This window comes from Agathobacter sp., assembly GCF_977054825.1.
Window position 1 is genome coordinate 166,252 of record NZ_CDRTEH010000005.1, and the last position, 16,601, is coordinate 182,852.

The 16,601-nt window shown below is 42.1% G+C and carries 12 protein-coding genes and 1 pseudogene; 12 read left to right on the plus strand and 1 reads right to left on the minus strand.

Going from position 1 to position 16,601, the window contains the following annotated elements:
- Positions 1-151: 151 nt before the first annotated feature.
- The 11 genes from ACW6PM_RS07200 to ACW6PM_RS07250 all read left to right on the plus strand — a co-directional run bounded on the left by ACW6PM_RS07200 (position 152) and on the right by ACW6PM_RS07250 (position 14,864).
- Positions 152-673, plus strand: coding sequence for an HD domain-containing protein (locus ACW6PM_RS07200; RefSeq protein ID WP_308649974.1), 522 nt, complete (start codon positions 152-154; stop codon positions 671-673).
- A gap of 173 nt (positions 674-846) precedes the next feature.
- Positions 847-1,491, plus strand: coding sequence for an epoxyqueuosine reductase QueH (locus ACW6PM_RS07205; RefSeq protein WP_456056701.1), 645 nt, complete (start codon positions 847-849; stop codon positions 1,489-1,491).
- A 151-nt stretch (positions 1,492-1,642) separates the two neighbouring features.
- A complete protein-coding gene (gene argH, locus ACW6PM_RS07210; RefSeq protein WP_456056702.1) occupies positions 1,643-3,037 on the plus strand; it encodes an argininosuccinate lyase in 1,395 nt (464 codons plus the stop codon).
- Between the two features lie 203 nt (positions 3,038-3,240).
- Positions 3,241-4,332 carry an aspartate-semialdehyde dehydrogenase gene (gene asd, locus ACW6PM_RS07215; RefSeq protein WP_117718390.1) on the plus strand — a complete coding sequence of 364 codons (1,092 nt, stop codon included), beginning with the start codon at positions 3,241-3,243 and terminating at the stop codon, positions 4,330-4,332.
- A 145-nt stretch (positions 4,333-4,477) separates the two neighbouring features.
- On the plus strand, positions 4,478-5,815 hold the full coding sequence (locus ACW6PM_RS07220; protein ID WP_456056710.1) for an MATE family efflux transporter: 1,338 nt from the start codon (positions 4,478-4,480) through the stop codon (positions 5,813-5,815).
- Between the two features lie 70 nt (positions 5,816-5,885).
- Complete coding sequence (locus ACW6PM_RS07225; RefSeq protein ID WP_456056703.1) at positions 5,886-7,229, plus strand: ATP-binding protein; 1,344 nt, start codon at positions 5,886-5,888, stop codon at positions 7,227-7,229.
- Positions 7,230-7,237: 8 nt separating this feature from the next.
- Positions 7,238-11,059 carry a topoisomerase C-terminal repeat-containing protein gene (locus ACW6PM_RS07230; protein WP_456056704.1) on the plus strand — a complete coding sequence of 1,274 codons (3,822 nt, stop codon included), beginning with the start codon at positions 7,238-7,240 and terminating at the stop codon, positions 11,057-11,059.
- 65 nt (positions 11,060-11,124) lie between these two features.
- Positions 11,125-11,799 carry an LbetaH domain-containing protein gene (locus ACW6PM_RS07235; protein WP_012742984.1) on the plus strand — a complete coding sequence of 225 codons (675 nt, stop codon included), beginning with the start codon at positions 11,125-11,127 and terminating at the stop codon, positions 11,797-11,799.
- Positions 11,800-11,921: 122 nt separating this feature from the next.
- Positions 11,922-12,623: an iron-sulfur cluster assembly scaffold protein gene (locus tag ACW6PM_RS07240; protein ID WP_015516644.1), complete on the plus strand. Its 702-nt coding sequence runs from the start codon at positions 11,922-11,924 to the stop codon at positions 12,621-12,623.
- A gap of 18 nt (positions 12,624-12,641) precedes the next feature.
- The gene (locus tag ACW6PM_RS07245) at positions 12,642-13,652 is read left to right on the plus strand and encodes a GGGtGRT protein (protein ID WP_109257253.1); all 1,011 of its coding nucleotides are present in this window, start codon (positions 12,642-12,644) and stop codon (positions 13,650-13,652) included.
- A 306-nt stretch (positions 13,653-13,958) separates the two neighbouring features.
- On the plus strand, positions 13,959-14,864 hold the full coding sequence (locus ACW6PM_RS07250; protein WP_456056705.1) for a tyrosine-type recombinase/integrase: 906 nt from the start codon (positions 13,959-13,961) through the stop codon (positions 14,862-14,864).
- Between the two features lie 115 nt (positions 14,865-14,979).
- On the opposite strand, the gene ACW6PM_RS07255 is transcribed toward ACW6PM_RS07250, so the two are convergent.
- Entirely contained in the window at positions 14,980-15,561 is a 582-nt protein-coding gene (locus tag ACW6PM_RS07255) for an IS701 family transposase (RefSeq protein ID WP_330576707.1), read from the minus strand.
- 552 nt (positions 15,562-16,113) lie between these two features.
- Here ACW6PM_RS07255 and ACW6PM_RS07260 point away from each other — a divergent pair.
- Positions 16,114-16,601, plus strand: a pseudogene (locus ACW6PM_RS07260) (hypothetical protein); the annotation flags it as partial.

Below are 16,601 nucleotides of genomic sequence, written 5' to 3' on the forward strand. Positions count from 1 at the left end.
CAGTGTGACCAGCAACATAGTGATTTCAAAAAATAAGAAATATTTATGTAAAAATATTGAAAAATTGATTACTTTGTAGTATGTTATCATTGTCGGTGCAAAAGCCGGCAATGAGACTAATTAACATATTATCAGGAGAAAAATATATTAAATGGATAGTGACAGTTATAGTAAACAACAGTTAGACGATTTGTTTATGGATATGATTGCCTACTATGATGGCGATCCAAAGAGAATCCAGCATTTCACCAAGGTGCACAGCTATGCAAGGCTTATCGGTATAGGAGAGGAGCTTGATGATGCCTCGCTCTTTATACTTGAGGCAGCGGCTTACACACACGATATCGGCATACGTGTGGCGGAGGAGAAGTATGGCAGGTGCGATGGAAAGCTTCAGGAGCAGGAGGGACCGATAATCGCCCAGAAGATGCTCTCACAGCTTGGCTTCGAGAATTACATAGTTGAAAGAATATGTTTTCTCATAGGTCACCATCACACATATGACAATATAGATGGTCTTGATTATCAGATACTCGTTGAGGCTGATTTCCTCGTAAATCTGTATGAGGATGATGCGGGAAACCGTGCAATCGACAAGGCATACAAGCGTATATTCAAGACAGAAACAGGAAAAAAGATTTTTAGACTAATGTTCGGATATGAAGAGGATTAGTATGAGCCGGGCCGGGAGGAAACTTCCGGTCCTTGTTCGTATTATGCGGCCTATATATTATGCAGCTTATATCAGAAATAGTAATTAATCAGAATAGTAAATATGCAGAATAGTTACCTGAAATATATTTGAGGATGTGTTAAATAATTTTGTATTTGGAGAAAAAATATAATATGGCAAATAAAATTAACTATCAAAAATTAATGGAGGATTTAATAAAAGAAAATTGCATAGATAATAGCTGTACTCCACGACTTTTACTTCATAGCTGCTGTGGGCCGTGCAGCACGTATTGCATACAGACTCTCTCAGAGTATTTTGAGGTGACGGTATTCTATTATAATCCAAACATTTATCCGCCAGAGGAATATCACATGAGAGCACATGAGCAGAAGCGCTTTATAGATGAGTTTCCGGTGAAAAATCCGGTTCACTTTGTGGAGGGCGTATACGACACAAAGCGCTTTTACGATATGGCGCGCGGCATGGAGGCAGTTCCTGAGGGTGGCGAGAGGTGCTTTAAGTGCTACAGGCTGCGTCTTGAGGAGAGCGCACAGTATGCAAGGGAGCATGGCTTTGACTTTTTTACCACGACGCTTTCCATCAGCCCGTTGAAGAATGCCGAAAAGCTCAATGAGATAGGAAAGGCGCTTCAGGAGGAGTATGGAGTGCGATATCTTTTCTCTGATTTTAAGAAGAAGGAGGGCTATAAAAAGTCCACGGAGATATCAAAGCAGTATGATATGTACAGGCAGTACTATTGCGGCTGTGTATTTTCCAAGGAGCAGCGTGACAGGGAGATAGCAGCGCGTGGATGAAATTGTGGTTGCGTGACAGCAAAAATTATTATATAATTTAGCACAGTAAAGCGGCTGTATAGGGCAGACGGCGGTATCACACTTTGGTTTTACTCAATGTTTTATGATACCGTGAAAATAAATCATCATTTAATAATCAAGGAGGAATCTCATGGCACAGTTATGGGGAGGACGTTTCACAAAGGAGACAGATCAGCTCGTTTACAATTTCAATGCGTCCATTTCATTTGATCAGAAGTTTTATAAAGAGGATATAGAGGGCAGCATCGCCCATGTCACGATGCTTGGAAAGCAGGGCATTATCTCTCAGGCAGAGAGCAACGATATAGTAGCATGCCTAAAGCAGATACTTAAGGAGGTAGAGTCGGGAGAGCTTGAAATCAGCTCAAAATATGAGGATATCCACAGCTTTGTTGAGGCTACACTCATAGACAGGCTTGGAGATACCGGAAAGAAGCTTCACACAGGCCGAAGCAGAAACGACCAGGTGGCTCTTGATATGCGTCTTTTCACAAGAAAGACCGTAAAGGAGACAGATGATGAGCTTAAGGAGCTTTTAGCTGTTATCCTTAAGATTATGAAGGAAAACACTCAGACTATCATGCCGGGCTTTACACATCTGCAGAAGGCACAGCCAATCACTCTGGCTCACCATATGGGCGCATATTTTGAAATGTTTAAGAGAGACAGATCAAGACTTTGCGATATATATAAGAGAATGAACTATTGTCCGCTTGGCTCAGGAGCGCTCGCAGGCACCACATATCCGCTGGATCGCGACTATACAGCACAGCTTCTGGATTTTTACGGACCGACACTTAACAGTATGGACGGTGTGTCAGACAGGGATTATCTGATTGAGTTTTTATCTGCTCTTTCCACTATTATGATGCATCTGTCACGTTTTTCCGAGGAAATCATCATCTGGAACTCAAACGAGTACCAGTTTGTTGAGATTGACGATGCATACAGCACAGGAAGCTCAATTATGCCACAGAAGAAAAATCCAGATATAGCAGAGCTTGTCAGAGGAAAGACAGGCCGTGTATACGGTGCGCTCATGTCGCTTCTTACCACCATGAAGGGTATTCCGCTTGCGTACAACAAGGATATGCAGGAGGATAAGGAGCTGGCATTTGATGCATTTGACACTGCAAAGGGATGTATCGCACTGTTTACAGGAATGATTGACACAATGAAGTTTAACAAGGAAGTGATGAGAAAGAGCGCAAACAATGGCTTTACAAATGCCACAGATGCAGCAGATTATCTCGTTAAAAAGGGTGTACCATTCAGAGATGCACATGGTATTGTAGGAAGAATAGTGCTTTACTGCATAGACAAGGGTATTGCAATCGACGATATGAGCATCGATGAGCTCAAGGCTATCTCTCCGGTATTTGATGAGGATGTGTACGATGCCATTTCAATGGAGACTTGTGTCAGCACAAGGTGTACAGTTGGAGCGCCATCAAAGACATCAATGGACAAGGTTATTGCCGTTTACGACGAGTATATGAAGTCAAATTGGCAGGATGAAGTGTAGTTTTTGTGCATATTTTATAAAAAACAGGGAGAAAAATTATTAATTTAATATAGTTTTTTCCTTGTTTTTCATTAGAGTTTCAAGTAATATATTTCCTATAAAGACAGTTGTACGTGACGGACGGACAAAATGAGAATAGTCAATATTAAAAATGAACGTATGACAAGGTCGAAGAAAATCTAGAAGATAGGGAGATTAGAGTAATGAGTGAAAAGCTTAAAGTAGGTATCCTCGGTGGAACAGGAATGGTAGGACAGAGATTTATTTCTCTTTTAGAGAATCATCCATGGTTCGAGGTAACAACAATTGCAGCCAGCCCAAGAAGTGCAGGCAAGACATACGAGGACGCCGTTGGTGATAGATGGAAAATGGACACACCAATGCCTGAGGCAGTTAAGAAAATCATCGTAAAGAATGTCAACGAGGTAGAAGAGGTTGCTTCACAGGTTGACTTCGTATTCTCAGCTGTTGATATGTCAAAGGACGAGATCAAGAAGATCGAGGAGGACTATGCAAAGACAGAGACTCCTGTAGTTTCAAACAACAGTGCCCACAGATGGACACCTGATGTGCCAATGGTTGTACCTGAAATCAATCCACAGCACATGGAGGTTATCAAATATCAGAAGGAGCGTCTCGGTACAAAGAGAGGCTTCGTAGCAGTAAAGCCAAACTGCTCAATCCAGTCATATGCTCCGGTTCTTACAGCATGGAAGGAGTTTGAGCCATATGAGGTTGTTGCTACAACATATCAGGCAATCTCAGGTGCCGGAAAGACTTTCAAGGACTGGCCCGAGATGGTTGGAAACATCATTCCATTCATCGGTGGAGAGGAAGAAAAATCTGAGAAAGAGCCACTTCGTCTCTGGGGATATGTGGATGATGAGAAGAAACAGATTGTTCCTGCAGAGTCACCGGTTATCACATGCCAGTGTATCCGTGTTCCTGTATTAAACGGTCATACAGCAGCAGTATTTGTTAAGTTTAAAAAGAATCCTACTAAGGAGCAGCTCATCGAGGCACTCGAGAAGTTCAGCGGAGTACCACAGGAGCTTGAGCTTCCAAGCGCACCAAAGCAGTTCATCAGATACTGTGAGGAGGATAATCGTCCTCAGGTTGCACTTGATGTGGATTATGAGCATGGCATGGGAATCAATGTCGGACGTCTCAGAGAGGATACAGTCTATGACTGGAAGTTCGTTGGACTCTCACACAACACAGTACGTGGTGCAGCCGGTGGAGCAGTGCTTTGCGCAGAGCTTCTTAAGGCACAGGGTTACATCACAAAGAAATAGATTTAGCAAAAGTCGAGCCTCTTAAAAGAGGCTCTCTTTTTTTGTTACGCTTGAATTTATATTATATCGTGGTAAAATAGATAGGCTGAGGAGAATAATTTTTAAGAGGTAGATATAAGTGAAGAATAATAAGTATGAAATTGATATGGTGAACGGTTCAATAATGGATAAGCTTATTTCATTTGCGTTGCCACTTATGATTTCGGGTATTTTACAGTTAGCGTTTAATGCGGTGGATATTATTGTTGTTGGACAGTTTAGTGGCAGCAAATCACTTGCGGCGGTAGGCTCGACTACGGCTCTCATCAATGTGTTTGTCAATCTGTTTATTGGTATATCACTTGGGGCGAATGTGCTCGCTGCCAGATTTTATGCGGCAGGCAAGGATGAGGAGATGTCTAAGACAGTGCATACTGCCATTATGATTGCGCTCATAAGCGGTATTGTGATGGGCATAGTCGGTGTCATTTTCACAAGAGGTGCGCTAGAAATCATGGGAACACCGGATGATGTCATAGGTCTTTCCACTATTTATATGAGGATTTATTTTTGCGGTATGCCGTTTTTTATGCTTTATAACTATGGTGCGGCGATTTTACGTGCAGTCGGCGATACAAAGAGACCTCTTATCTTTTTGATTATTTCAGGCTGTATCAATGCAGTGCTCAATCTGTTTTTTGTAATAGTGTGCAAAATGGGTGTGGCAGGCGTTGCAATCGGTACAATTGTTTCGCAGTTCGTATCCTGCGTGCTTGTATTATACTGTCTGAGCAAGGCAGATACCAGCTACAAGCTCTGCTTTAACAAGCTTGCGATTGACAGGGAATATATGCTTCAGATATTCCAGGTGGGAATACCTGCAGGCATACAGAGCACGGTCATAAATATCTCAAATGCCATGCTGCAGTCATCAGTCAATTCCTTTGGCTCAATAGCCATGGCAGGATATACGGCGGCAAACAATATACTTGGATTTTTATATGTATCGGTCAACTCAATCACACAGGCCTGCATGAGCTTCACAAGCCAGAACTATGCGGTAGGAAAGCAAAAGAGAATGGACAGAGTACTGATAGACTGTCTGTTTCTGACGACTGTGGTAGCACTTGTGATGGGAAGTGCCTCATACATATTCGGAACGCAGATACTTGGTATATATACAAGCAATAGCGAGGTAATTAAATCAGGACTTGAGATTATTTCGATTACAACAATCCCATATTTCCTGTGCGGCATCATGGACCTTTTCCCGGGAGCACTAAGAGGAATGGGATACTCAACAGTACCTATGATACTTTCCATAATAGGAACAGTCGGAGTCAGAATCATCTGGATATATGGTCTGTTCCCAAGCCACAGGTCGCTGTTTTTCCTGTTTATATCATATCCCGGTTCATGGATAGCGACTATCATCATGCAGGTTATCTGCTACATGTTCGTCAGAAAAAAGGTGAAGGCTACTATAGGAGCCCGGAAAATATAATTAAAAATATATTTGTATATGTGTTAAATTGTGATATAATATTTCCAGTTGATTATTTTGGAGGAATATTATGAAAGCAAAACACACAGATTTAGAGAAACTTGAGCAGCTCTATAAAGAGTCAGGCAACCAGCTCGTAGTGCTCTACGGAAGGAGAGGCTGTCAAAAGGAGGAGCTCATAAAGGAATTTTGTAACGGAAAGAAATTCTTTTACTACAGATGCAGACAGGCATCGCCCGAGCATCAGCTTGAGATGATGGGAGAGGAGATAAGCCGTCAGTACAAGGTAAGTCTGAGCAGACAGACCTATGAGGAGTACTTCGCGAGAATCAAGTCAGGAGACCCGTCGAAGCTTGTAGTGGTAATCGATGAGGCGCAGTTTATTGCAAAGAGGGATGCATCATTTATGGAGGCAGTTGCAAAGCTTAAAAAGCACAAGCTGTATCCGGGACCGGTACTTATAATACTGGCTACATCATCTACAGTATGGGCTACACAGGAGGCAGCAGAGCAGTTTAAGGGAGCCGAAATGAAGCTTGAATCGCTCAATTTCCTCGAGGTCGTAAGACATTTTGAGAATCTTCCGGTTGCGGAAATCGTGAGGATTTACGGAGCAATCGGTGGAGTTCCGGCATATCTGGATAAGTGGGATGCAGCTAGATCCTTTAAGGAAAATATATGCAGGCTCGTATTGACACCATCAGGAGCACTGTATGGTGAGGCGGATGCTGTCATATCCGCAGAGCTTCGAGAACTTTCAGCGTATAGCACAATACTTGCAGCAATCGCAAGAGGAGAAAATAAACTCAATGATATTTTCCATGCGACAGGATTTTCGCGTGCCAAAATCAGCGTATATTTAAAAAATCTTGCCGCCTTCAATATCGTGGAGAAGGTGGTTTCATTTGAGACCGGCGGATGGGAAAATGCCAAGAAGGGTGTATATCAGATAAAAGACACATTTGTTAATTTCTGGTTTAAGTTTGTCTATCCGAATATGTCCAATCTGTATCTGCTTTCACCGGAAGAGTTTTATGATACATATATAGAAAAAGAGCTTGATGCATATCTCGAGAGATACTTCAGGGAGGTCTGCACAGAGTATCTGCTCATACTCAATCAGATGGGACAGCTGCCGTTTGCCATAAAGCGCGTGGGTACATGGATTGGAAAGACAGGCCGTATAGATATCGTGGCACAGAGCGAGGATAGAAGAAGCATCATCGGCTTCTGCAACTGGGACAAGCCAATGATGACCATGGATATGTGCGAGAATATGGCTATGGCTATGGAGCAGGCAAGGCTTACATCTGACGACTATTATCTGTTTTCAGCAACGGATTTTGAGCCTGCACTGCAAAGCTATGTGGTCAGAGACCCTAGGTTCAAGCTCATAAACATGAATGAATTATAGAGGAGCTTATGGGAAAATCACTGATAATAACAGAGAAGCCATCCGTGGCACAGGAATTTGCGAAGGTGCTGCGGGTGAGCGGACGCAATGACGGTTATATAGAAAATGGAGAATATGTGATTTCATGGTGTGTGGGACATCTGGTCGGACTGGTCTATCCTGAGTCCTACGACATGAAATACAAGAAATGGCGGCTTGAGGATCTGCCGTTTCTGCCAAAGGAATACAAATATGATGTGATAGACAGCGTGCGCAAGCAGTACAACATTGTGCACGCTCTTTTACAGAGAGAGGACATTGACCGGGTATACTGGGCAGGTGATGCCGGAAAAGAAGGACAGACCATCGAGGAGAATATCAGAAACTTTGGCGGTGTCAGGGAAGGCATGGAGGAGCTTCGAGTCTGGATAGATTCGCAGACCGAGGAGGAAATCCTAAGAGGTATAAAAGAAGCAAAGCCGATGAGTGAGTATGCAAACCTCGGAAAGAGCGGCATCATGCGTACCATCGAGGACTATGCGATGGGCATCAACTTCTCGCGTGTCATGTCGGTTAAATACGGCAATCTGCTAAACGATGCAGCGGGTACGCGCTCGTACACGGCAATCGCGGTCGGACGAGTGATGACCTGTGTGCTTGGAATGGTAGTAATCCGTGAGCGCGAAATCAGAAACTTTAAGGAGACTCCGTTTTACAGGGTGATCGGCAGGTTTACGGATGCCGGTGTGGAGGCAGAGTGGAAGGCTGTAGACGGCTCGAAGTACTTTGAATCACCGCTTTTATACAAGGAAAACGGCTTCAAAGAGGAAAAGGATGCACTCGCTTTAATTGAAGAATTAAACGGCAAACCGGCAAAAGTTAAATCTATAGTTAAGAATATTACCAAAAAAAGAGCACCGCTTCTTTTCAACCTGGCTGAGCTTCAGGCAGAGTGTTCAAAGAAGTTTAAAATCAGCCCGGATGAGACATTGCAGGTGGCTCAGGATCTGTATGAGAAAAAGCTCACCACATATCCGAGAACTGATGCCAGAGTGCTCTCAAGCGCTGTGGCAAAGGAGATTGGTAAAAATATAAGCAGGCTAAAGGGATTTGAGCCGACAGCAGACTTTGTGGAGCATATCATGCAAAAGAGGCTATATGCCAACATAGCAGATACGCAGTATACGGATGACAGCAAGGTAACAGACCACTACGCTATCATCCCGACAGGTCAGCTTACTGAGCTTTCGGGGCTTACATCGCTTCAAAGAGCGGTATTTGAGCTGATTGTCAGGCGTTTTCTTAGTATTTTTTATCCGCCGGCAGAGTATGAGAATGTGAAGCTTGTCGTAAATGTGGATAAGGAAAGCTTTTTTGCATCATCGAAGGTGCTAAAGAGCGAGGGCTATTTACAGGTGGCGAATCCACCGAAAAAGAAGTCGTTTGAGGAAGCAAACGCACGTATACTTGGTAAAAACAGTGAGACTGCAGATGGTGCCGATGAAAACGGCACAGCAAACGGCGGTAATGATGAGATAGTCGTAAATCCAAAGGTGATGCTTGAGCTTGCCGATAAGCTAAAGGCGGGCGATGAGATAGCATGCTTAGGCTACAATATCAAGTTTGGAAAGACCTCTCCGCCAAAACGCTACACCTCAGGCTCCATGGTGCTTGCCATGGAAAATGCAGGACAGCTTATCGAGGACGAGGAGCTTCGTGAACAGATAAAGGGCTCGGGAATAGGCACCTCGGCAACGAGAGCGGAGATAATCCAGAAGCTTGTCCGTATAGGATATCTGAATCTGAACAAAAAGACACAGATACTCACACCTGAAAGCCTCGGCGAGATGGTGTTTGAGGTTGTATACATGACAGTTCCGGCACTTCTTAATCCAAAGATGACAGCCAACTGGGAAAAGGGACTGGACGGAATCACAAGGGGCACTGTGGATTTCTGGGAATACAGGGGAAAGCTTGAGAGCTTTATCCGCAAAGAGACAGAAAAGATGATAGAGCAGAATCTGCGCCCTGAGATTGCAGACCGCATCAGCAGCTTTGCAGGCAAAAATGCAAGAGGTGCGGCAGCCAGACGAAAGATAGGTGTCAAGTGTCCGGTGTGCGGTGGCGAGATAGTGACCACACCGTTCGGCTACGGCTGCGCCAATTACAAAAATGATAAATCAGGATGTAATTTTAATATCGGACAGGTGGCAGGACTGGATATTCCGGAGGAACAGGTCAAAAAGCTGATTGAAGAGGGAATCACCGATACAATCCGTGGCTTTAAATCAAAGAGCGGCAAGCGCTTTGATGCATGCTTAAAGCTCAACAAGGATGAACAGACGAACAAGGTATCAGCCACCTTTGATTTTGAAAACGTAAAGCCGCAAAAGGTCGAGGGCATTGTATGCCCGGACTGTGGAGGCGATATATATGTGTCGCCATATGGCTACAGATGTGCGAATTATAACAGACAGACAGAGGACGGCTGCCATTTCTTCGTTGGAAGGATAGCCGACAAGCAGCTGTCGCAGGTACAGTTTTTAGAGCTCATGGCAAACGGCAGAACCGAGACGATAAAGGGCTTTAAATCAAAATCGGGAAAGCGCTTCAACGCATGTCTTGTGTTAAAGCAGGAGCCGGTCACAGAGGGCAGTGAAAAAATGCACACCGTCGTAGCATTTGACTTTGACAATGTGGAGGATGAAATCATAAAGGATGTCGTCTGTCCGATTTGTGGAGGCCAGATAAAAAAGACATCGTTTGGCTATGGCTGTGTGAACTACAAGGGCGATGAGCCGGGAAGCTGCCGTTTTTCGGTGGGACAGATTGCGGGAAAGACAATCACAGCCGCAAACCTAAAGCAGCTTCTTAATGATAAAAAGACCGAGACCATACGAGGCTTCAAGTCCAAAAGCGGGAAACGCTTCGATGCGTGCCTGGTGCTTAAGGAGGATGAAAACAAAAAGCTCTCTGTCCAATTTGATTTCGACCATGTAGAGCCAAAGACGGTGAAGGACGTGGTATGTCCGAAGTGCGGAGGCAAAATACAGGTGGCGCCGTTTGGCTTTGTATGTGAGAACAACAGGCGTGACGCTCCTGAGAGCTGCCGCTTTATGGTGGGCAAGGTTGCAAGCGTCAAGATAAAGGAATCGGTCCTTAAGGAGCTTCTGACAAAGAAAAAGACAGAAGTTATATCAGGATTTGTCTCAAAGACAGGCATGAAGTTTGATGCACCGCTAAAGCTCACAGAGGACGGAGATATAGCCTTTGATTTCCCGGAAAAGCCAAAGCCGGTTGAGACCAATGTGCTCTGTCCAAAGTGTGGCAGACCGCTCAAAAAGACACAGTGGAAATATGAGTGTGAGTGCGGCTTCAATGTATGGCATACAGTGGCAAAGGTGGAGCTTTCAGAGGAAATCCTCACGGAGCTTTTTACCACGGGAAAGACCAAAAGGAAGGTCACAGGCTTCACATCCAAGGCGGGAAATGTATTTGATACATGCCTTAAGTTTGAAAATGACCAGATATCATTTGATTTCGATAACCCGGGTGAGGCAGAAGTGCAGAGTAATGTAGATGAACAGAATACGGCAGATGAGCAGAGCAATGTAGAGACACAAAGCACGGCGGATGCACAGAGCAATGTAGATGTACAGAGTAAGGCAGATGAACAAAGCGTGGCAGAAGTACAGAACAAGGCAGATGATGTGCCGGATGATACAGCCCTGAAGGAGATGGGAATCCCTGAGGAGTTCCTGGCTAGTCTTGATATGTCAGCAGAGGATGCACAGGCAGATGATGTGTCGGAGGCGGCACTTGCGGCGGCGCATGAGCTGTTTGGTGAGTAGTTTTGATTATGACTAATTATTAAATCTATAATTAATATTTATATTTTAAAAGAAAGGACGTTAAAATGGAAAACGCAAAAATAACAAACCTCTATAATCTGGATGAAACAATCGCAAAGGAGTATTTATCACAGTTCACTTATCCATGGGAGGCATTAGCCGGAATAAGTGATTTCATAAAGGAGCTCGGACCAACACTCGACCCTGAAATCTATGAGAAAAGAGGCGAGGATATCTGGGTGGCAAAGAGCGCAACAGTATTTGACAGCGCATATCTGCATGGCCCGCTTATCATCTGCGAGGATGCAGAAATCAGACAGTGTGCCTTTATTCGTGGCAGCGCAATCGTAGGCAAGGGCTCAGTAGTAGGAAACTCCACAGAGCTTAAAAATGTAATCATCTTCAATTCAGTACAGGTGCCACATTATAACTATGTAGGAGATTCAATCCTGGGCTACAAATCACATATGGGCGCAGGCTCTATCACATCAAATGTAAAGAGCGACAAGACTCTCGTAGTAGTAAAGGATGTTTACGATACAAAAGAGGAGATTGAAACCGGCCGCAAGAAATTCGGCGCTATGCTTGGTGACCATGTGGAGGTAGGCTGCAACTCAGTACTCAATCCGGGAACAGTAATAGGAAGAAATTCAAACATCTATCCGCTTTCAAGAGTACGCGGAGTCATCCCTGCAAACCACATTTTCAAGGACAAGGACAACGTAGTTCTTAAAAAATAGTAATGTTGTTTGAAAAAATATTGTATTTTTGTTGTTTTTTGTCGATGATACTCTAGACTTATGACAAAAAATATGAGAGAATAAATCGGGTATGTTAAAACCATAACGAAAGGAGTCTTAAGATGATTTACACTAAGGAAGTTGAAAACATGTGTCCTGTAGCTAAGGGCGCAAAACATGAGCCAGCTCCTATTCCAGAAGAAGGAAAATGGGTTCATTCTAAGAAAATTGAGGACATTTCAGGATTTACACACGGTGTAGGCTGGTGTGCACCACAGCAGGGTGCCTGCAAGCTCTCACTCAACGTAAAGAATGGAGTAATTGAAGAGGCATTAGTTGAGACTATCGGATGCTCAGGAATGACACACTCTGCAGCTATGGCAGCAGAAATCTTACAGGGTAAGACAATTCTTGAGGCATTAAACACAGACTTAGTTTGTGATGCCATCAATACAGCTATGAGAGAGTTATTCTTACAGATCGTTTACGGTCGTACACAGTCTGCATTCTCTGATGATGGACTTGCTGTTGGAGCAGGACTTGAGGATTTAGGAAAGGGACTTCGCTCACAGGTTGGTACAATGTACGCAACAAAGGCAAAGGGAGTTCGTTACCTTGAGATGGCTGAGGGCTATGTAACAGGAATCGCTCTTGACAAGAACGATGAAGTAATCGGATACCAGTTCGTTTCTCTTGGAAAAATGACAGATTTTATCAAAAAGGGTGATGACGCTAACACAGCTTGGGAGAAAGCTTCAGGATCATACGGTCGTGTAACTCCAGAGCAGGGTGCTGTTAAGATCATCGATCCAAGACAGGAATAAGAGGAAAGGAGAACGACAATGGCATTATTTGAATCATATGAAAGAAGAATAGACCAGATCAATGCTGTACTTAACAGCTATGGTATCAGCTCAATCGAAGAAGCTGAAAAGATCACAAAGGACGCTGGACTTGATGTTTACGATCAGGTAAAGAAAATCCAGCCAATCTGTTTCGAGAACGCTTGCTGGGCATACACAGTTGGTGCAGCAATCGCAATCAAAAAAGGATGTAGAAGAGCAGCAGACGCTGCAGCAGCAATCGGAGAGGGACTTCAGGCATTCTGTATCCCTGGATCAGTTGCTGATCACCGTAAGGTAGGTTTAGGACATGGTAACCTTGGAAAGATGCTCCTCGAGGAGGAGACAGAGTGCTTCTGTTTCTTAGCAGGTCACGAGTCATTCGCAGCTGCTGAGGGTGCTATCGGAATCGCTGAGAAGGCAAACAAGGTTCGTCAGAAACCACTGCGTGTTATCCTTAACGGACTTGGAAAAGACGCTGCACAGATCATCTCACGTATCAACGGATTCACATTCGTAGAGACACAGTATGACTACAAGGCAGCTAAGCTCAACATCGTATCTGAGCATGCATACTCAGACGGACTCCGTGCAACAGTTAAGTGTTACGGTGCAGATGATGTTCAGGAAGGTGTTGCAATCATGCATCACGAGAACGTTGGTGTTTCTATCACAGGAAACTCTACAAACCCAACTCGTTTCCAGCATCCGGTAGCAGGTACATACAAGAAAGAGTGTATCGAGCAGGGCAAGAAGTACTTCTCAGTAGCATCAGGCGGTGGTACAGGACGTACACTTCACCCAGATAACATGGCAGCAGGACCAGCTTCATACGGTATGACAGATACAATGGGACGTATGCATTCAGATGCACAGTTCGCAGGATCTTCATCAGTTCCGGCTCACGTTGAGATGATGGGACTTATCGGAATGGGTAATAACCCAATGGTTGGTGCTACAGTAGCAGTTGCCGTTTCTGTTCAGCAGGCTGCTGACGAGGGCAAATTCTAAATAGAAAGCTTGATTTTATAGGCTTTTTGGAGACTTCCGTTTCAATATAGACGGAAGTCTCTTTTTATATTCTCATATAAAAAGAGGTGTCTAAATTGCTCCGCGTCAACATCGCGTCAACATTTTTTCGGCTTGTTGGCGCAAAATAATGAAAAATTGCAGTTCGTTGACGTGAGAAGAAATACTTTGTATTTTTGTCGACGCGGAAAAGTAATTTGTTAAATTTTTTAGCCTCGCAGGTCATAGATTTCAAAGAGTCGATTTATTAGTATTACTTATATATTCGTTATGAAAAAGGAGAATTATATGAGTGAGATTATGGTAAGAGAACGTTTTTTGAGGTCTGGCAAAAAAGTATATGAGTATTCATTTGAGATGGCAAGCGTTGATGGAAAAAGAAAACGTAAATCAAAATCTGGATTTGCTAGTAAAAGGGATGCAAGAATAGCTGGAAGAAAGGCATTATCTGAATATGAAAATGTTGGACAGGTAATGGTAGATAGGGATATTTCATATGCTGATTTTCTGGATTTATGGATGGAAAATGATTGTAAACTGACATGTAAGGAAAGTACATTATATGGCTATGAGAAAAAAATCAGATTATATCTTAAACCGGAGTTAGGGGGATATAGAGTATCCAGTATAGATAAAAAGATATTGCAGACTTTTATAACAGATTTATATAATGATGGATTTTCAATAAATACTATTATTTCAATTAAAGGTTTGTTGACAAAATCATTTAATTATGCATTAGAAAATCATTATATAATGACTTCACCTGCTAATAGGCTCGTAATTCCACAAAATATGCAACCCGATAAACCAACAAGACGTAAAGAACATATTTATTTAACAAAACATCCCATTACAAAGGCGGTGCTTGCCCCTATGAAAGCAGTGAAAAAGATGCTTGTATTAATGGAGATTCATTTGGACGCATCCATAGATAAGCTGGATAATCTGGCGATGGATGTGCAGCTTGATAAGGAAAAGCATATGGAGAATGCGAAAGCGCAGAAACAGACAGAGCCGGAGAGGGCAGAAGCTGAGCGAGTAGAAGCAGAGGTTGTATATGCACCAATGGTCGCTGAGCCACAGGAGTATCAGTATAATGCAGATGCATTTGAGGCTAGAGGTGTGGATGAGGTGAAGCAGGAAGCGGCACATAAGGAAGCACCGAAGGTAAGAGACGATAAAGCCAGATAAATGCGAGGACGTGGGAGAGATCCTGCGTCCTTTTTTAATGCGGATATGTTGCAATACTAAACATTAATTCGATATACAAGGGATGATTATTGGACAGTATAAAGTACTATAAGGATCATAAATGATCATAAATGATAGAATCTGCTCTGGCATTTTCAATGAGATCAAGGTTTGGATACTCTTTGACAATGGATACAAGATTCTGCTTTGTATACCAGCTGTCACAAAGTATGATAACATTTTTTTGTGATGAAAATTCAGGCATGACATGACGTACCATGGATGCAGCAAGCTCAAGCTTTGATTCTTTTTTCTGCCACATGCGGTATCCTAACGGCACCGCAAGATATGATATTTTATCACGATTCCACACGGGCACACATAACATCAGACTTACAAAACAGTGTCCATTAAGATAATTACAGCCATTATGCGTTGCATGATCAAACAGCTTTGATACATTTTCAAATTTTGTACCAAATTTGGAGATTATTGTATCATCAATGCAAAGAAACACCGGCTGTGATTTAAGCTGTTCCGGAATAAGGTGCAGTGCCATTTTGGCAGTTACATTCATAAATCTTGAATAATCAGCTTTGGCATAAGAGCAGGCATGATAAAAAGTATTCAGGGATTTTTCTGTTATCACGGCAAGAAAATGCTGGTACAGGAATCTGATTGAATGAGCTGACTCCAATGCGAGTATTTAAAGTACTAGTAAAAATAATGTTTCTGCCGTAGGAACAGAAAAAGTTGCATAATATTCAAAAAATATTTATGAAGTCTACCAATTAATGAGTTTTCGTTTTATAATGTCTTTGTCGTACAGGGTCACTTTCCTTTGTACTGTTTTTGTGCAAATTCATTATACATCAGAAAGCCATGTACGATTTCTTTTTTATGAAAAAGTTGTAAGTGGTGTATATAAAGTGAGTTAATTATTATTAAAAGTATATTTGACAGTTGAAATATATATAAAAACTTTATACTAAACTTAATTTGTGTTTGTAAATCATTAAATATACTGTATTATTATAAGTATAATAAGAAAAATTTGAAATAGAAAGATAATAACCACTTTAAACTAATTTGTTGGATTGACTATATTCTATGAATAAACATTAAAAAAACGCAAGGAAATAAGGAAATGAGGTGTTTCCGATGGTTTATGACAAAGATAATATAATTATCTTATTGTAAGTGTGCTACATCAGAAAAAATTGACTTTTGTGGTGAAGGAGGAATCATTATGTTTAAAAAGCATAAATTTATAAGTTTCTTAATAATATTTGTATTACTTTTTAGTGTTAATATTACAACTTTTGCATATACAACAATGGAACAAAATTCTTCAGTAAATTATACTTCTGAAATTAAATTGTATGATTCTAATGAGAATATTATTGCATACTACTATGAATTAAACCCAACGGGATATGTTATTGTAAATGCTGATAATAATGAAATGATTGAGTATTCTGAATACAACAATAAATACAATAGTTTAGAATCTTCAGATGGCGTTGCTTTGATAAATGCACTTGTTGCAAGAATGGGAACAAGTACTAATTACATTGAGTTAAAAAGAGGATTATCGTTGTATATTAAGCAATACTATAAACCAACTACAGTAACTGCAAATACATATAGTTGGGGAGATAGAATTAGAACAATTATTGGTAAAAATTATCCATGCATATTAGGATTGACATCTCATCCACGATATGGAGAACATTG